Source organism: Clostridium aquiflavi, from assembly GCF_031344075.1.
GTDB classification, from domain to species: domain Bacteria; phylum Bacillota; class Clostridia; order Clostridiales; family Clostridiaceae; genus Clostridium; species Clostridium aquiflavi.
In genome coordinates this window covers 13873-32610 of record NZ_JAVJAN010000035.1, presented here as the reverse complement: position 1 = coordinate 32610, position 18738 = coordinate 13873, and the positions used below count along the sequence as shown (strand labels likewise).

The 18738-nt window shown below is 27.4% G+C and carries 21 protein-coding genes; 4 read left to right on the top strand and 17 right to left on the bottom strand.

Features of this window, described 5'->3' with window-relative positions:
- Nucleotides 1-181: 181 nt before the first annotated feature.
- Nucleotides 182-535, top strand: coding sequence for a protein phosphatase (locus RGC78_RS12735; RefSeq protein WP_252216520.1), 354 nt, complete (start codon nucleotides 182-184; stop codon nucleotides 533-535).
- A gap of 247 nt (nucleotides 536-782) precedes the next feature.
- Here the strand turns inward: RGC78_RS12735 and RGC78_RS12730 are convergent, their stop codons facing one another.
- The 11 genes from RGC78_RS12730 to RGC78_RS12680 all read right to left on the bottom strand — a co-directional run bounded on the left by RGC78_RS12730 (nucleotide 783) and on the right by RGC78_RS12680 (nucleotide 9511).
- Complete coding sequence (locus RGC78_RS12730) at nucleotides 783-2120, bottom strand: replicative DNA helicase (protein ID WP_252216523.1); 1338 nt, start codon at nucleotides 2118-2120, stop codon at nucleotides 783-785.
- Between the two features lie 86 nt (nucleotides 2121-2206).
- Entirely contained in the window at nucleotides 2207-4099 is a 1893-nt protein-coding gene (gene lonC, locus RGC78_RS12725) for a Lon family ATP-dependent protease (RefSeq protein ID WP_252225708.1), read from the bottom strand.
- Nucleotides 4100-4114: 15 nt separating this feature from the next.
- On the bottom strand, nucleotides 4115-4558 hold the full coding sequence (rplI, locus tag RGC78_RS12720) for a 50S ribosomal protein L9 (RefSeq protein ID WP_252216528.1): 444 nt from the start codon (nucleotides 4556-4558) through the stop codon (nucleotides 4115-4117).
- A gap of 2 nt (nucleotides 4559-4560) precedes the next feature.
- Nucleotides 4561-6501 carry a DHH family phosphoesterase gene (locus RGC78_RS12715; RefSeq protein ID WP_252216529.1) on the bottom strand — a complete coding sequence of 647 codons (1941 nt, stop codon included), beginning with the start codon at nucleotides 6499-6501 and terminating at the stop codon, nucleotides 4561-4563.
- Nucleotides 6502-6524: 23 nt separating this feature from the next.
- Nucleotides 6525-6845 (bottom strand): MazG-like family protein, encoded by a 321-nt coding sequence (locus tag RGC78_RS12710; protein WP_069680984.1) that lies wholly within the window; start codon nucleotides 6843-6845, stop codon nucleotides 6525-6527.
- 188 nt (nucleotides 6846-7033) lie between these two features.
- A complete protein-coding gene (gene rpsR, locus RGC78_RS12705; protein ID WP_252216530.1) occupies nucleotides 7034-7285 on the bottom strand; it encodes a 30S ribosomal protein S18 in 252 nt (83 codons plus the stop codon).
- 21 nt (nucleotides 7286-7306) lie between these two features.
- Nucleotides 7307-7750 carry a single-stranded DNA-binding protein gene (locus tag RGC78_RS12700; protein ID WP_252216537.1) on the bottom strand — a complete coding sequence of 148 codons (444 nt, stop codon included), beginning with the start codon at nucleotides 7748-7750 and terminating at the stop codon, nucleotides 7307-7309.
- A gap of 13 nt (nucleotides 7751-7763) precedes the next feature.
- Nucleotides 7764-8051 carry a 30S ribosomal protein S6 gene (gene rpsF, locus RGC78_RS12695; protein WP_252216633.1) on the bottom strand — a complete coding sequence of 96 codons (288 nt, stop codon included), beginning with the start codon at nucleotides 8049-8051 and terminating at the stop codon, nucleotides 7764-7766.
- Between the two features lie 109 nt (nucleotides 8052-8160).
- Nucleotides 8161-8352, bottom strand: coding sequence for a DUF951 domain-containing protein (locus RGC78_RS12690; protein WP_252216539.1), 192 nt, complete (start codon nucleotides 8350-8352; stop codon nucleotides 8161-8163).
- Nucleotides 8352-9245, bottom strand: coding sequence for a mechanosensitive ion channel family protein (locus tag RGC78_RS12685; protein ID WP_252216540.1), 894 nt, complete (start codon nucleotides 9243-9245; stop codon nucleotides 8352-8354). The genes RGC78_RS12690 and RGC78_RS12685 overlap by 1 nt, the downstream gene beginning before the upstream one ends.
- A gap of 26 nt (nucleotides 9246-9271) precedes the next feature.
- Nucleotides 9272-9511, bottom strand: coding sequence for a putative Se/S carrier protein (locus tag RGC78_RS12680; RefSeq protein WP_252216541.1), 240 nt, complete (start codon nucleotides 9509-9511; stop codon nucleotides 9272-9274).
- Between the two features lie 299 nt (nucleotides 9512-9810).
- Between RGC78_RS12680 and RGC78_RS12675 the strand changes: the two genes are divergently transcribed.
- The 3 genes from RGC78_RS12675 (at nucleotide 9811) to yyaC (ending at nucleotide 12451) form a co-directional block, all read left to right on the top strand.
- Nucleotides 9811-10464 carry a LysE family transporter gene (locus RGC78_RS12675; protein WP_252216542.1) on the top strand — a complete coding sequence of 218 codons (654 nt, stop codon included), beginning with the start codon at nucleotides 9811-9813 and terminating at the stop codon, nucleotides 10462-10464.
- 15 nt (nucleotides 10465-10479) lie between these two features.
- Entirely contained in the window at nucleotides 10480-11637 is a 1158-nt protein-coding gene (locus RGC78_RS12670; protein ID WP_252216543.1) for an aminotransferase class V-fold PLP-dependent enzyme, read from the top strand.
- A gap of 211 nt (nucleotides 11638-11848) precedes the next feature.
- The gene (gene yyaC / locus RGC78_RS12665; protein ID WP_252231281.1) at nucleotides 11849-12451 is read left to right on the top strand and encodes a spore protease YyaC; all 603 of its coding nucleotides are present in this window, start codon (nucleotides 11849-11851) and stop codon (nucleotides 12449-12451) included.
- 259 nt (nucleotides 12452-12710) lie between these two features.
- On the opposite strand, the gene RGC78_RS12660 is transcribed toward yyaC, so the two are convergent.
- The 6 genes from RGC78_RS12660 to mnmG all read right to left on the bottom strand — a co-directional run bounded on the left by RGC78_RS12660 (nucleotide 12711) and on the right by mnmG (nucleotide 18735).
- Nucleotides 12711-13229 (bottom strand): DUF4446 family protein, encoded by a 519-nt coding sequence (locus RGC78_RS12660; protein WP_252216552.1) that lies wholly within the window; start codon nucleotides 13227-13229, stop codon nucleotides 12711-12713.
- Nucleotides 13230-13269: 40 nt separating this feature from the next.
- Entirely contained in the window at nucleotides 13270-14148 is an 879-nt protein-coding gene (locus RGC78_RS12655; protein ID WP_252216557.1) for a ParB/RepB/Spo0J family partition protein, read from the bottom strand.
- Nucleotides 14149-14160: 12 nt separating this feature from the next.
- Entirely contained in the window at nucleotides 14161-14925 is a 765-nt protein-coding gene (locus RGC78_RS12650; protein WP_286673978.1) for a ParA family protein, read from the bottom strand.
- Nucleotides 14926-15108: 183 nt separating this feature from the next.
- Nucleotides 15109-15888: a nucleoid occlusion protein gene (gene noc / locus RGC78_RS12645; RefSeq protein WP_252216567.1), complete on the bottom strand. Its 780-nt coding sequence runs from the start codon at nucleotides 15886-15888 to the stop codon at nucleotides 15109-15111.
- Between the two features lie 230 nt (nucleotides 15889-16118).
- Nucleotides 16119-16838, bottom strand: a complete 720-nt coding sequence (gene rsmG, locus RGC78_RS12640; protein ID WP_252216570.1) for a 16S rRNA (guanine(527)-N(7))-methyltransferase RsmG — start codon at nucleotides 16836-16838, stop codon at nucleotides 16119-16121.
- Between the two features lie 16 nt (nucleotides 16839-16854).
- A complete protein-coding gene (gene mnmG / locus RGC78_RS12635; RefSeq protein ID WP_252216573.1) occupies nucleotides 16855-18735 on the bottom strand; it encodes a tRNA uridine-5-carboxymethylaminomethyl(34) synthesis enzyme MnmG in 1881 nt (626 codons plus the stop codon).
- Nucleotides 18736-18738: the final 3 nt, after the last annotated feature.

The window sequence follows — 18738 nt, the reverse complement described above, 5'->3', positions numbered from 1 at the left end:
TTTTAAATGCGTGTTTTAAAATAACATTTTTAAATTCAATTACTCTGTACACCTACTTATGCATATATCAACACATTCTTAAAACATAGCCTATTTTTAAAATTTTCTCCACTATAATCATAGTATAGCTACTCTTCTATTTCATAAACTAATAATGACATTAGAAGGGAGGTTAATATCTATGAACAATGATTCTATGCTTTGTTATAACTCTTTATTAAATAAAGAAGATTTTATAAATTACTTTTTAGATAAAAAAACCTTAGACTCAAAAATTCCTAAGATTAACTTAAAAGAAACTTATAATTTTTATTATATAGATATATTATTTTCCTCTAATAGGAATTATTTTTTAGAAATCTTCTATAAGAATAATTTTTTAATTTTCGAATTTTATGAATATAATGATGTAAATTATAATTTTAGAAGAATTTATTATTTAGAAGATATTAATATAGAAGAAATCTCTCTTTTCAAAGAAAAAAAAGAAATTAAAATTAATATTCCTAAAGTAAAAAAAATTAGATGTATTTAAAAATAAAATTGCTAAATTGAGCTTTACTAGTTAGAAGTTGAGAAATGAGAGTTGAGAGTTTTAATTTAAAATCAAAGGCTTTAAAACGTATATTTTAAAATTCCAAATAAGAATTTTTTCTTGATTATCAGTATTGTCTTGAGATTTAAACTAAATACGCTCATTCTCAGTTTTTCACTAATAATATATCTTACCTGATATATTATTATTTTTAACTATTGATTTAAAAATAGTAATGTAAATATTTTTATTCTTTATGAATAACATCTAAATTTCCAAATTTACTGAATTGACCAAGCCATGCAAGTTTAGCTGTTCCTACTGGACCATTTCTTTGCTTTGCTATTATGCATTCAGCAATATTCTTATCTTCAGTTTCTTTGTCATAATACTCATCTCTATATAAGAACATAACAATATCAGCATCTTGTTCTATAGAACCAGATTCTCTTAAATCCGATAACATTGGTCTATGGTCTGCTCTTTGTTCTGGAGCACGCGATAATTGCGATAATGCTATAACTGGGCATTCCATTTCCTTTGCCAGCGCTTTTATCGATCTTGATATTTCTGATACTTCTTGTTGTCTATTATCACTACTAGTACTTCCAGACATAAGTTGTAAATAGTCTATAACTATTAAATCTATTCCATATTCCATTTTTAATCTTCTACATTTAGATCTCATTTCCATAACGGAAACCCCTGCTGTATCATCTATATAAACTTTTGCTTTAGATAATGGACCTGTAGCTCTAGCTATATTCTCCCAATCCTTATCATCTAACTCACCTGTTCTAAGTCTTAACATATCAACATTTGCTTCAGAACAAAGTAATTTATATGCTAATTGTTCTTTTGACATTTCTAAAGAAAATACAACTACGCTTTTTCCTTCTCTTAACGCTGCATGTTCTGCTATATTTAATGCAAATGTAGTTTTCCCCATAGATGGTCTAGCAGCAATAAGAATCATATCACCTTTTTGAAATCCTGATGTTTTAGAATCTAAATCTGCAAAACCAGAGCCTACCCCTGTAATTTCACCTCTATTATTAAAAAGTCTTTCTATTTCAAGAAAACCTCTTTCTAAAACGTCACTTAACGGTTCAAAATCCTTTGATGTTTTCTTTTCAGCTATATCAAATATTCTTTTTTCAGCTCCATCTAATACATTTTCAACTTCGCCTTGATTATTATAGCTGGATTCTATTATTGATGTTGAAGCCTTTATAAGTTTTCTTAAAACCGATTTTTCTTCTACTATTTTTATATAAGAAGATAAATTTGCTGTAGTAGGAACTGATGCACTTATTTCTGTTATATAAGTTACTCCACCTGCTCTTTCAAGCATTTCCGTACTTTTTAAGTTTTCTAATAAAGTAATTAAATCTACACCCATATCTTTTCTAAACATATCTAATATAGCTCTAAATATTACTTTATGACCATCTCTATAGAAATCTTCTTCTTCTAAGCTTTCTAAGACTTTAGCAATAGCAGATTTATCTATAATCATAGATCCTATTACCGATTGTTCAGCTTCTATACTCTGAGGTAAAGTTCTCATAACTTGTGATTCCAAAAACAGTCCTCCCTTTTTGAATTTAATAAAATACAATCTAAACTTTAATTTAAAATAAGCTTCCTAGTTCAAGGAAGCCTATTTCATTATTCAAAAACAATATCCATAATTTCTTCTATAGTACTTACTGATTTAACTTCTATATCTTTAAGACCCATTGGAATTTCTTTTTCATTATCTTTTGGAACTAAAACTCTTTTAATTCCTTTTCTTCTAGCACCATATATTTTTTCAAATATTCCGCCTACAGGTTTTATTTTTCCTCTTAAAGATATTTCACCTGTTACTGCTATATCTTGCTTTATAGGTTTCTTTAATAATGCACTTATTATGCATAATGTAATTGCAACCCCAGCTGATGGACCATCAATTTTTCCACCACCTATAACATTAACATGTATATCATAATCTTTTATATCTTTATCAGTTATGGCTCTTATAACTGAAGCTGCATTGAATACAGAATCTTTAGCCATAGAACCTGCTGTTTCATTAAATCTTACTACTCCAGCACCTTTCTTTTTAGCCTCAAAAACATTGGCTTCAATTTCAATAGTTGAACCTAAAAATCCACTTACTCCTAAGCCATAAATATGTCCTATTTCATATTCCTCAGTATTATCAAATATTTCAAAAGGAACATGTCTTCCAACAGACAATACTTCATCTAAATATTCTAGCTTTATTTCAACATTATCTTTGCTTTGCTTTTCTATGTATAATGCATATCCATAAGCATCTGTTAATATATTTACTGCTTTTCTACCTTCAAAAGTATAATTACTAATTTTCTTAGCAACACCTTCTTCTAAAGTAACATTTAATTTTTCAGAAGCTTTTTTAACTATAAGCTCTATATCATCAGAAGATAATGGTTCAAAATAAACCTCAGTAGCTCTAGATCTTAATGCTGGATTTATTTCACTTGGACTTTTAGTAGTAGCACCTATTAATACGAAATCAGCTGGTGCTCCATTATCAAATAAATATTTTATATATTTAGGAGTTGATTCATCATCTGGATCATAATATGAAGATGAAAATTCTACTCTTTTATCCTCTAAAACTTTTAAAAGTTTATTTTGTAATATATGATCTAATTCTCCTATCTCATCTATAAATAATACTCCTCCATGTGCTTCAGTAACTAGTCCTGGCTTTGGTTCAGGAACTCCTGCCTCTGATAGATACCTTTTACTTCCTTGGTATATAGGATCATGTACTGATCCTAATAAAGGATTAGTTATTTCTCTTGGATCCCATCTTAAAGTAGTTCCATCTACTTCAACAAATTTTGATTCATCATCAAATGGAGTAAAATTTAATTTTTTTGCTTCTTTTAAAGCAAGTCTTGCTGCAGTTGTTTTACCAACCCCAGGTGGTCCGTATAATATAATATGTTGAGGATATGGAGAAGACAATTTAGATATTAATGACTTGATAGCACGTTCTTGACCTACTACTTCATCAAAACTATCTGGTCTTAAAAAGCTCATGATATTTTTACTAGTTACTTTTTCATCTAAAGAAATTAAATTATTTAATTTACTCATAGTATTATTATTTTCAATACCTTTTTGCTTTTTAATTACAGATAATTTTACTTCATCAATATACTTTTCTTGTTTCTCCATTATTGCCTGTTCAACCTTCATTTCTATTTTGTTTTGAACATATTTTTTGGCAATCTCATCTACAATCAGTTCTATAATTATTTTTACTTCTTGTTCCAAGTCCTCTTCTTTAGGAATTCCTTTTTTTTCGCCCTCAGATAGTATAGTTTTTAAAGCAAACATTCTATCACAATTATCTTGTGATTTTACATATCTATCTAATTTAAATCTAACAACTCTAGATCTAAATGCACCTTTATCTAAAATATTTTTTGTTACATTAAATAAAGCATCTATTTGAGCTTCTATTGATAAATTCCCACTCATTATACTATTTAATAAGTTTGTTTCTTCATTTGATTTCAAAACAAATCCTCCTTATTATTGTGGAATTATATTTATCTTCATTTTTGTACTAACTTCAGGATATAATTTAACTTCTATATCATAATTTCCTGATAATTTTATTGTATCCATTACTATTTTCTTTTTATCTATTTCAACATTATATTGAGTTTTTATTAATGCAGCCACATCTTTACTAGTAATAGCACCAAATAATTTTCCACTTTCACCTATTTTAGTTTTTATTGTTATTTCTTTTCCCTTTAGCTCTCCAGCTAATTTTTGTGCTGCTTCTATTTCAGCTAATTTTTTCTTTCTTTCATTTTCTTTTTTGTTATTTAAGATATGCATATTTGAATCAGTAGCTTCTTGAGCTAATTTCCTAGGAAATAAAAAGTTTCTTGCATAACCATCTGAAGCCTCTATAACTTCACCTTTTTTACCTATCTTTTTAACATCTTGTAATAAAATAACTTTCATAGTTAATCTCCCACCTTTAAATATTTTTTTATTGCTTCTTTTAAATCATAAACGACGTCTTCAATTTTAGCGTCTGATACTTTTGCACCTGCAATATTCATGTGTCCTCCGCCCCCTAGGGTTTCTAGAACTATTTGAACATTTACATCCCCAGCTGATCTTCCACTTATATATATATCGTTATTTATTTGTGCTAAAACAAAAGATACATTTATGCCAGATATATTTAACAGTTCATCAGCAGATTTGGCTACAATTACAGTATCCACATTTTTAGGGCATATTGCAATAGCTATATTGTCATTTACTTCTGCAGATTTTATTGCTTCTGCAATAAGTAAATAATTTTCTAAGTCATCACTAAATATTTTTTTGATTTCTATAGTATCTGCTCCTGATTTTCTTAAGAATGATGCTGCTTCAAATGTTCTTACTCCAGTCTTAAATAAGAAACCTTTAGTATCCATAAATATTCCTGCGAGTAATCCTTCTGCTTCAGTTCTAGCTAACTTAGGCTTATCAATCATATATTGAATCATTTCCGTAACCATCTCTGAAGTTGATGATGCATATACTTCTATATAATTTAATATATCTCCCTCAATCATATCAGGACTTCTTCTATGGTGATCTACAATAACCTTTCTCTTAGCATTCATTACTAGTTCCAAATCAGACACGTAGCTTTTATTGTGAACATCTACTACTATAAGCAATGAATCATCATCTAAATCATTTTTTGCTTTTTCTGTGGATATAAATAAATCATCATATTTAGGATCTTTCATTAGGTTATCTAAATAATATTCTATCGCATTTGTATCATTTTGTAATACAATCTTACACGATTTACCTAATTGCTTAATAACACTTGCTAAACCCATAGCTGCTCCAAAGCAATCCATATCAGGATTCTTATGTCCTATAATATAAACATTACTACTTACGAAGATTAATTCATTCAAAGCATGTGCTACAACTCTAGCTCTAACCCTAGTTCTTTTTTCTATTTCTTTAGTATTTCCACCAAAGAACTTTATTTCATCGTTACTTTTAACAACAGTTTGATCTCCGCCTCTACCTAAAGCTAATTCTTTTGCAGTATTAGCATATTTAGCATTTTCTGCTGGAGATATTCCCCCTCTGCCAATACCAATACTTAGTGTAACTTCAATTTTATTTCCTTTATCTATCTTAGAAATCTCATCTAATATTTTAAATTTCTCATCAATCTGTTTTTTTATAAAATTATCTTGAATCGATAGAACATATTTATTAGTATCATATTTTCTTATCATTGCTTTTAAATTATTAGCATATGCATTTATTGTTCTTTCTATTTCTGCAACTAATAAAGGTCTATTACTTTCTTCAGTTGTTTCTAGTGCTTCTGTGAAATTATCAACTTCAATTAACATAACACTTTCTTTTGTAGTTTCATAACCTATTATTTCAGTTACATCATTAAAATACACTAAATATAGTTCTTCATTATCTTCTATATTAATTTTAGTTGCATAAGTATCATATAATTTACCCTTTATCTTTAATCTTTGATGTAAGGTTTCCTTATCACTTAATATGCGTCCTAAATTTATACCTCTAGCTATACTTAAAATATTTTTGTTTAATGATTCTTCCTTAGATTTCAATTCAGTAAATATAGAATTGCTCCATACAATATCACCATTTCTTCTAATTAAAGCTAGAGGATGTACAAACTGAAATATATTACTCTCTATACCCTTATTAAGTTTTTCTATAAATTCATCAATATCATTGTCTTTTTTCCAATAATAATTTAATTGATAAAAATTATCCACTAAGTAAACTAAAAAAATTATTAATGCTATTCCTGGATAATTAAAATAATATAAAATTAATGAAAATAAAATTAATATAATCGGCTTAAGTAACCTCCTCATAGTTGTTACTTTATTCATAAAAAAGCCTCCTAAATTTATTGTTAATCTCTTCTATTATTGATATAGGTCTTAAGCTTACTTAGACTTTTACCATCTCTTTCAACCTCATCTTCAGCTCTAATTCCTAATTCTAAGTTTTCTTTCATAACATGATCAACCTCTGCAAAAGAATATCCTAACTTTTCTGCGAGAACATATAATATACTAATTGCACCTGAAATACAATCTAATATGGAATTACGAGTAACATTACTACCTTTTGTTAATAATCTGAAAAATTCTCCTATAATACATAATAATTGAGCTTTTAAATTTTCTATTATTTTAACACTAGTCATTATATTTAATTCATCTTTTTTCATCTATAATCACCTCACATTTCCCAACCCTGTATAATTATTTTAAATTTTTTTACTTACTAATGCAAGGCATATACATATTTATTTGTATTATTTTTCCATTTATTTATATAATTAAGTATAAATACGTTTAACTTAAAGATTTCTGTGTAATAAAAAACCCCTGATTTCTCAGGGGAGTAATTTTATTACTATTCAGTTGTGAATGGTAATAAAGCTATGTTTCTTGCTCTCTTAATAGCATCTGTTAATTGTCTTTGATGCTTAGCACAAGTTCCAGAAATTCTTCTAGGAAGTATCTTACCTCTTTCAGTAACATACTTTCTTAACTTGTTTATATCTTTATAATCGATAGACTCAGCTTTATCTACACAAAAAGCACAAACTTTTCTTTTAGATCTTCTAGCTCTTCCGCCAGATCTTCTATTATCTTCTCTGCTCATGTTATTCCCTCCTTACCTAAATTAGAATGGCATATCCCCATCATCTACTGGAGTTATGTCTTCTTCAAAGTTCATATCATCAAATGGATTATTTGATGATGAATATTCAGTGTTGTTACCATAATTAGCACCAACATTTCCTGAAGCATTTGATTTACTTAAAAACTGAACTTCTGTAGCAACTACTTCTGTAACATATCTCTTTGTTCCATCTTTTGCTTCATAATTTCTGGTTTGAATTCTACCGCTTATAGCCATTTGGCTACCCTTACTCATGTAATTCGCAGTACTTTCAGCTTGTTTGCCCCATACAACTACAGGTACAAAGTCTGCTTCTCTTTGACCAGATTTAGAATTATACTTATCAACTGCTAATGTTAAGGTAGTTACTGCTGTTCCAGCTCCAGGAGTAAATCTTAGTTCTGGATCTTTCGTCAATCTTCCGATTAAAACTACTTTGTTCATTTAAAACACCACCTTAAACTTCTTCCTTAACAATGATATGTCTGATTATACCATCAGTAATTCTGAATACTCTATCTAATTCTTTTGGTAATTCAGGACCAGCATTAAAGCTAACTAAAGTGTAGTAACCATCGCTAACCTTTGAGATTTCATAAGCAAGCTTTCTCTTACCCCAAAAATCAACATTTTCGATTGTTCCTCCACCATTTTCTATAACACCTTTAAACTTTTCGATGTTTGCTTTTACAGTTTCTTCATCGAATGATGGGTGTTGTATAAATATAGTTTCATACTTTCTCATCATTTTCACCTCCTTTGGACTAACGGCTGTGTTATTCACACAGCAGGGATTTCATTTTCTAATTATATCAGTGTAAAATCATTAATTCAAGTTTTTTTTACTTTTTATACTATTCTTCAGTTTTTATTACCTTTTTTGCTCTTGTTTGAAATTTACTTCTAGGAAGCATTATTATTCTACCGCATCCTGTGCATTTTATTTTTATATCTGCTCCTAATCTAATAATTTCAAACTCATATGAACCACATGGATGCTGTTTTTTCATTTTTACTATTTCACCAAGTTCAAATATTTCTATCATTATAAGTCCCCCTTTTCCATATTAGCACTTACTAATTGAGTCTTAGGATATGGTATTTCTATTCCCTCTTTATCCAATCTCAATTTTATTAACTTTCTTAATTCTCTTTCCATTTCCCATTGCTTAAGAGGTTTACTTTTTCCAATTACCCTAATTGTTACACTTGAAGCGTTTAAAGCATTTACCCCTAATACTTCTATAGGTTCTCCTATATCTTCATTACCTTGTTCAAAGTTTGAACAAACTTCTTTTATTATAGAAATTGCATTATCTATATTTTCCTCATATGCAATATCAACATCTACTATAAATCTTATATTGCCTCTTGAATGATTAGTCACTTCAATAATTGAACCATTTGGAATAGAATGAATATCTCCAGTAAAGTCTTTTATTATTGTAGTTCTAATTCCTATACTTTCAACTATTCCACTAAATTTTCCTACTGTTATATGATCGCCAACACCAAATTGATCTTCAAATAATATAAAGAATCCATTTATCAAATCCTTAATCAAACTTTGAGCACCAAATCCAACAGCTAATCCACCCATACTAGCAAACGTAAATGACAATCCATTAAATAAAGTAGATATTATAGAAGTTATACCTATAAAGTAAACTGAATATTTTAAAACACTCTTCAGCACTTCTCCCAGTGTTTTTGCACGTTGTGAGTCTAGAGATAGCATTGTATTGCTTTTTATTTGTCTTTCAACAAACTTTTTAATTAAGTAATTTCCTATTTTAATAGATATATACATTAATATAAATACACTAAGTATTCTTAATGATTTATTTACTAAAAATTCAATATTATTTAATCCTATTGATATATTACCTAATTTTATCTCCTCTTGACTCCAATTAAATTTTATTAAATAATTAACCATTAATTCAAGCACTCCTAATTTTTAATTTATTCAATTGAAACATATTCACTATTATCTCTTAAATATATATTTTTATATTCAAATTTATTATCTTTAATTACTTCGTTTATCACTTCTTTATCATTAATTCTAACACATATTCCACAACTTTTAGTTATAGAAGTTGGAGTCGGCATTATTTTAAATTCATATTTACTTTCTTGTAAATATTTTTCTGCAGCCATAGCATCAAAAGTATTTTTAAAGACTATTATATAATAATTCATTTTACACCTACCTATATTCATCTATTATTTATACATTATATTATATCTAATTTTAATAAATAATAAATATATATATTGATTATTTATCTTAATACTAAGACTCTATTTTAAATATGTATTTATATATAATACGTATAGTGAAATTGTAATTAAACTTTAAAAATTCTGTTCCACACTACTTATGTATATATCAATGCTCTGCTAAAATAAACCCAATTATAATTATGTACTTAATTTTAATGATTAATTTATCATATTACATTATAATTATATATGACTAAAATTAAAGGGAGATTAAAATGTTATACTTATTTATGATTTTTAAACCATTACTAATAGGTTTTATGACTGGATTTGTATCTGCTATTCCTTTAGGTCCTTCCGGATTAGAAGCTATTAATAGGTCTATTTCTCATGGGTTTAAAGAAGGATATAAAGTATCACTTGGCGCCGTATCAGCAGATCTTTTATATATAATAATAATAAATTTAGGATTATTTAACATGCTAAATAACAATAGAAAGTTTGAAGGATTATTTTGGATCATTTCAGGATTTGTTTTATTGCTGTTTAATAATATGTCTAATAATAAAAGTAATAATAACTTAAATTCTAAATCAATAAATATATCTAATTCACGTTCTTCCAATAGTTTTTTAGCTGGCTTTTTTATAACTTTTTTAAATCCTACTACACCATCATTATGGATTGCTTTAAGTGGTACAATTTTAAGCGTGTGGAGATTACATGGACGAGTTTATTTTACTTTTGCTTTATTAGCAATGATAGTCGGAAGCTTAACTTGGTTTTTTATTCTTAATTTATTAAGCATAAAAGGAATAAAAATGTGTAAAGATGATTTTTGTAACAAAACATCAAAAGTTTTAAATTATTTTCTTTTTATATTAAGTATACTATTTATTATATGGGGATTATTAAAATTTATTTTTTAGAGGTGATATTTTAGTATGGAAGTCTATTTAGATAATTCATCAACGACTTTTCCTAAGCCAAGACAAGTTGTTGATGCGATGTATAATTATATGATTAACGTGGGTGGAAATTCAGGCAGAGGAAATTACGTAAACTCAATAGAAAGTAATAAATTGCTTTATGAAGCTAGAGAAACTGTTTGTAATTTTTTTGGATTTAATAGTTCACAAAATGTTATATTTACTAACAATGTAACTACATCTTTAAATACACTTATCAAAGGTCTTTTAAAATGTGGTGATCATGTTATTACCTCATCTATGGAACATAATTCTGTAATAAGACCACTATTTTATGCAAAAGAAAAGTTAAATATAGAAATTGATATAATAAATGCAAATACACGAGGTTTTGTAAATCCTATCGATATTGAAAATAAGATAAAATCTAATACAAAACTTATAATTCTTACTCAAGCTTCAAATGTAATTGGTTCAATTCAAGATTTAAAATCTGTAGGGGAAATTTGTAAAAAAAATAATATATTTTTTATTGTAGATTCATCCCAAGGTGCTGGAGTGATTAATCTTAATATGAAAGAAATAAATGCAAATGCGGTATGTTTTACAGGACATAAAAGCTTGTTTGGTCCTCAAGGAATTGGAGGATTCATATTAGATAATAAATTAAATGAATCATGTGAATCTTTTATTCAAGGTGGCACTGGCAGTTCATCATACTCGTTAACTCAGCCAGAATTTTTACCTGATAAATTTGAATCTGGTACACTAAACATGCCTGGAATTGTTGGATTAGCTGAAGGAATTAAATATATAAATTCAGTTGGTATCAATAATATTTATGAACATAATAATTATTTATTAAAGCATCTGCTTCAAGGTTTATTAAATATAAATGACTTAAATGTTTATGGAGATACAACTGGTAATAATTCTACAACTTGTGTATCTATCAACATAAATAACTTAGATACTTCAGAAACAGGTTATTATTTAGAATGTAATAACATTAAAACTAGAACTGGATTACATTGTGCTCCATTAGCACATAAAACAATTGGTACATATCCTGACGGAACAGTACGACTTAGTATTAGTAATTTTAATTCTATTGAAGATATTGATTATACATTGAAAATTTTAAATAAAATTGCCAAAGATAAATATATATAAAGGTAGCATTGTAGTGGTGTTATACTCATTTTTAGTATTCCTAAGTTTAATTACTTATTCCACCTTTACTTATGCATATATCAATATTGTCTTAAAACAGAGCCTAAAATAGGATTACTTATTTTTAAATGTATTTTAATTTTATTATAAGCATAAATTCTGAATAAAACCTCCCTTTAAAGGAAATAATTTCTTTAAAGGGAGGTTTTATATGAAAAATTCATTTTCTATAGATTCAAGTGTTTCTACTTCATATATAAAAATATGTGATTATTTATTTTCAGAGTTGAAACCAATATTAGACGAAAAAAGGAATATTGTTTTTCTCTGCATAGGAACTGATAGATCAACAGGTGATTGTTTAGGCCCTTTAATTGGATATAAACTTGAATTTTTATCTTATGATAACATTCATATATGTGGAAATTTAAAAAATCCAATTCATTCAAAAAATTTAATTCAAAGAATAAATGAAATAAATATAAAGTTTAATAATCCTTTTATTATTGCAATAGATTCTTGCTTAGGCAAAATAAATAATATTGGGAAAATTTTTATAGATAGAAAGCCTCTTTATCCTGGAAAAGCCTTAAATAAAGACCTTCCAGCAGTTGGAGACATTTCTATAACTGGTATAGTTAATATTTCTAGTAATTTTGATTTTCTAGTTTTGCAAAACACTAGATTATATACTGTTACAATGATTGCAGATATAATTTCAAAAGCTATATATCATTTTACTTTAAAAACAAAATCTACTAATAACTATACGTCAAACAATCATGTAATATCTTTTCCTAACAATTATAATTAATATTATATTTTTATACGCTAAAAATGTAACTACTAAATTTCAAGTTGAAAACCAAGATATAAAGTTGAAAGTTATTATTTTGAGCTTATGTAATTACATAAGCTCAAATCTACTCAAAATTTACTGAATTTAACTTTCAAATAAATTTCCATATCACTTATTGGATTGTTTTTCAAATCCAGTAATTTTATACTTTTCTATAAAAAGAGCTAGTTTGAAATATATTATATTTCAAACTAGCTCTTTTTAGTAATATAGATTATTTATGTTTTTTATTTTCATATTTATTAGCAGCTTCGTTTAATACATAAAGCTCTTCTTCTGAAAGATCATATCTTGATATTCCCTTATCAATTGGTTTTGCATATGTTGTACTTTCTTCTCGTGCATAAATTCCAGTTAATAATATTCCATCATTATTATCATCTAGCATAGCAATTGAAAAACTTAAGTCACTACCTACGTTTTCAAAAGCTTTATATCTCATAATAGCAACTTTTTGAACGCAATCCTTTATCTTTGTTTCTAGCTTACTGCATTCATTTAAAGTATTTTCGGCTGTTTCTCTAATATCATCAATACTATCTAGCTTTTCAAGCAACAATTCTTCTAAGTTTTTACCATTTGTGCCTCTCATTAATCTTCTGTATTTACTTTCTAATTTGTTTATTGAATTAATTAATACAAAAATTAAAATAAATAATAAAACAATTATAACTATCATACCTATAATTAGATATGGTGTTATTTGATTAATTATCCCAAATAATTTTTCCAACTAGGTCATTCCTTTCACTAAATGTTTCACGTGAAACATTTTACTGTATATTAATAATGTCTAAAATTCTTTGTAAATCTTCTTCAGAATAGTACTCTATTTCTATCTTTCCTTTATTTTTTTTATCTAGAATATTTACCTTAGTACCAAAATAATTCTGTAGTTGATTACGTACATCCTTATAATATGGATTTAATTCTTTTAATGGTTCTTTATTTGCTTTTTCACTATTTATATTTTTAATTAATCTCTCTAATTCTCTAACAGATAATTTATTGTCAATTACTTTTTGAGCTAATTCATACTGTAAATCATTATTATCTATTGCAAGCAATGTTCTACCATGTCCTTCTGTGATAATTCCTTCAATTAAGTATTGTTGAACTCTTTCATCTAAATTAATTAATCTCATTGTATTTGCAATTGTAACTCTAGATTTTCCAATTCTATTACTTAATTCAGATTGTGTTATTCTAAAGTCCTCTAATAATTTTTTATAAGCTAGTGCTTCTTCAATTGGATTTAAATCTTCTCTTTGAATATTTTCAATTAAAGATATTTCTAATATATCTTTATCACTTATATCCATTGTTATGCAAGGAAGTTCTTTTAATCCTGCTATTTTAGCAGCTCTCCATCTTCTTTCACCAGCTACAATTACAAATTCACTTTTGTTTACTTGTCTTACTATTAAAGGTTGAATTATACCATGTTGTTTTATTGATTGAGCTAATTCTACTATTTTTTCAGAATCAAATGCTTTTCTTGGTTGTTCCTTATCACTTCGTATTTTGTTTAGTGATATAAGCATATTATTTGATTTACTGTTATCAATGATATCTTCTTGCTTAATATTTTCATCTATTTCATCTGGTATAAGTGCACCTAATCCCTTACCTAGTCCAAATTTTTTTACCATTTTCATTTCCTCCTATTCCTGTTTAGATAAAAATTCTTTGGTTAATTTAACATAAGCTTCTGCACCCTTACACTTATCATCATATAACATAATAGGCAATCCAAAACTTGGTGCTTCTGCGAGTCTTATGTTTCTTGGAATAGTTGTTTCGTATACTTTGCTTTTAAAGTATTTTTTTACTTCATTAAATACTTCATTGCTAAGATTAGTTCTGTAATCATACATAGTCATGATTACACCTTCAATTTCCAAGTTCTTATTTAAAGATTTTTTAACTAATTGAATAGTATTAACTAATTGGCTTACACCTTCTAATGCATAGAATTCACATTGAATAGGAATTAAAACAGAATCTGAGCATGTTAATGCATTTATAGTTAGTAATCCCAATGATGGTGGACAATCTATTAATACATAATCGTATTCTGATTCAATTTCTTTTAATTTGTTTTTCATTATATTTTCTCTATTTTCTTTTCCTATAACTTCTATTTCAGCTCCTGCAAGCTCCATAGTAGAAGGTGCTATAAATAAATTTTCAACTAAATCAGTTCTTAATATTGACTCTTTTATAGGTATATCTGTTGTTAAAACATCATACATTGATACATTAAGATTTCTTTTATCAAGACCAAGACCACTTGTAGTATTTCCTTGAGGATCAATATCGATTGTTAAAACTCTATGTCCTGCCATAGCTAAATAACCACATAAATTTATATTCGTAGTTGTCTTACCAACTCCACCTTTTTGATTAAAAACACAAATTGTTTTCATAATTAAGCCCTATAAGAGCCTACACCCCCTCTCCCATATTAACATTATATATATATTCCATAAATAATAAAAGAATAATGTAATAAAAAAATAGTATATAAACCTGAAAAAATAAAATTTTTCTTAGTTTATATACTATTAATACTAAAAAGTCATAAATAAGTAATAATTTCAGCTAATCAATTACTTATTATTCTTTGGAATTTTAACTGTTACTTCAATAAACTCATCTGAATCCGTACAATCATATTCAGCAGGTATGTTAAATTTCTTAAATACTTGTTTTATTGTATTTACATACAATTTAGCTGGTAAAGTAGCTTTTATATTAGTTCTTTTCTTATTTAACTGTTTTCCTGCTAGTTTAAGCAATTCCTTATTAATTAATTCTTCTGTATTCTTCACATTAAGTCCGTCTTTTACTACCTTAGAAACAACTTTAAATTGAAGCTCTGCATTAGGTAAACTTAAAAGAGCCCTAGAATGTCGTTCAGTTAGTTTATTTTCAAGACACATTTGTCTCACCTTAGGATCTAGTTTTAATAATCTTAACTTATTAGCAATAGTAGATTGTTTTTTTCCTATTCTTTTAGCTAAATCTTCTTGAGTAAAATTATGATCATTAAGTAAATTACTATAAGCCTCTGCTTCTTCAATATAATTTAAATCTTCTCTTTGAAGATTCTCTAATAATGCTATTTCTGCTGATTCTGAATCAGTTATATCTACTATATTACATGGAACTACATCCAACTCAGCCACTTTAGCAGCTCTTAATCTACGCTCTCCTGCTACAAGTTCATAAGTTTCACCGATTTTTCTAACTGTTATTGGTTGTATAATACCATGTTGTTTTATTGATTGTGACAATTCCTCAATTGCCTCTTCATTAAAATATTTACGTGGTTGATATAGATTAGGAACTATCTTATCTATATCTATCTTGATTATTTCATTATTCATGTATCTAAACCCATCCCCTATTAAGTTAATATAACAATTTCAATACCAAAATCATATCATTTATATTCTATAATAGCTACATTTTTCCTTTAATTTGTTAATTGTTTTATAAAACAAATTTATTAATATTATCCAATAATCTGCAAACTATATCTGAATAAATCTATAAAATATAAATTAATTATTATAATAATGAAACTTATGTAAATAATTGTAAAATTATATTCACACTATTTTATAGGCTTTTTAGTAACATTTCCTGCTTTTCGTGGATATACTTTAGGACACTCTTTTATCTTCTTAACAATAACTAAGTTATGTTTTAATTCAGTATCTTCAATTTCAACTTCACATATATCTAGTAGTTGCCCTCCTAACGTAGCTATAGCCTTATCTGCATCCTTTATTTCTTCTTCCACTGATGGTCCTTTTAAAGCTATAAAGTGACCATTAATTTTAACATATGGCAAACAAAACTCTGATAAAACACTCATATTTGCAACTGCTCTAGATGTTGCTATATCAAAAGATTCTCTAAGATTTTTTTGTCTAGCTCCATCTTCCGCTCTTGAATGAATAGTAACTACATTTTTTAATCCTAATTTTTCTGTTACTAAATTCAAGAAATTAACCCTCTTATTTAATGAATCTAGCAAAGTAACTTGTATGTTTTCATTCATAATAGCTATTGGTATCCCTGGAAAACCTGCTCCTGTACCTACATCTATTAAAGTACTTGCCTTTTTAAATTCATCCCTCTTAAATGCCTTAATTGAATCTATAAAGTGTTTCTTTATTATCTCTTCATCTTCTGTAATAGCTGTTAAATTTACTTTCTCATTCCATTCTTGAAGAAGATTTTTATATATTATAAACTTCTCATATTGCTCTTTTGATAATTCTAACCCTACATCTTGTGCCGCTTTGCACATTAAATCATAAAATTTCATAAATACCTCCAATAAATTATTTATTATAATAATGTTCAAGATAAATAAGTAATACAGATATATCTGCTGGAGATACCCCTGAAATACGTGATGCCTGACCTATACTTATAGGTTTTATACTATTTAATTTTTGTTCTGCCTCTGTTCTTAAGCCTTTTACATTACTATAGTCTATATCCTTAGGTAATAGTTTCTTCTCAAATTTTCTAAATTGAGCTACTTGTTCAAGTTGGTTACTTATATATCCTTCATATTTAGCAATTATATTTATTTGTTCACCAATATCTTCTGAAAATTCTTGCCTTTCTGCATCTAAATCCTTTAAGCTAAAATAGTCAACTTCTGGTCTTTTTATTAATTCATAAAAACTTATAGGTTTTTTTAGTTCAGCTGATCCTACTGATAGTAAAAATTCATTTGTTTCTCTTTTATTAGTTATTTGTAATTTCTTTAATCTTTCTAATTCATTTTCAATTGTATTTTTTCTATTTAAGAAAGTCTCATATCTTTCATCTGTAACTAATCCTACTTTTTTTCCTATCTCAGTTAATCTAAAATCTGCATTATCTTGTCTTAAAATTAATCTATACTCAGCTCTAGATGTCATCATTCTATATGGTTCATTAGTACCCTTAGTAACTAAATCATCTATAAGAACTCCTATGTATGCATCTGATCTAGTTAATATCATTGGTTCTTCGCCTTTGATTTTTAATGCAGCATTTATACCAGCTACTAATCCTTGCGCACCTGCTTCTTCATAGCCTGAGCTACCATTAAATTGGCCAGCACCATATAAACCTTCAACATTTTTAAATTCTAATGTTGGTTCTAATTCAGTAGGATCTACAGAATCATATTCAATTGCATATGCAGTTCTCATTATTTCTACATTTTCTAATCCAGGTAATGTTCTCATCATTTTTAATTGAACTTCTTCTGGTAAAGATGAAGACATCCCCCCTACATACATTTCTAGAGTGTCTAGACCTTCTGGCTCAACAAATATTTGATGTTGTAATTTATCAGGAAATCTCATTACTTTGTCTTCAATTGATGGACAATATCTAGGACCTACTCCCTTAATACTTCCATTATATATTGGTGATCTTCCTATGTTTTCCTTAATCACATTATGAGTTTGTTCATTAGTGTATGTTAAATAACAAGATATTTGTTCTTTATCTATATTTTTGCTCATAAATGAGAAAGGTACTATTTTATCATCACCTGGTTGTTCAATCATTTTAGAAAAATCTACAGATCTTCTATTGATTCTTGCTGGAGTTCCAGTTTTAAATCTCCTTAATGAAATTCCTAAATCTAATAAAGATTGTGATAAATCATTGGCTGGGAATAAACCATTTGGCCCCCCAGAATAACTAACTTCACCTATTATTATCTTTCCTTTTAGATATGTACCTGTAGATAAAATTACAGCCTTAGCTCTAAAAATCCCTCCATTTTTAGTAATAACGCCTGTTATTTTATTATCTTCAACTAAAAGCTCAGTAACCTCAATTTGCCTTATTTGAAGATTTTCTTGTTCTTCTAATACTCTCTTCATTCTAAATTGATAGTCTTTTTTATCAGCTTGTGCTCTTAATGAATGAACTGCTGGTCCTTTAGACGTATTTAGCATTCTTGATTGAATGAATGTATGGTCTATATTCACTCCCATTTCTCCGCCTAATGCATCAATTTCTCTAACTAAATGACCTTTAGCAGTTCCCCCTATATTAGGATTACATGGCATCATAGCTATTGAATCTAAATTTATAGTACAAATTAAAGTATTTAATCCCATTCTAGCAGATGCTAATGCCGCTTCACATCCTGCATGACCAGCACCAACTACTACTACATCAAATTCCCCTGCTTCATAATTATATTTCATATA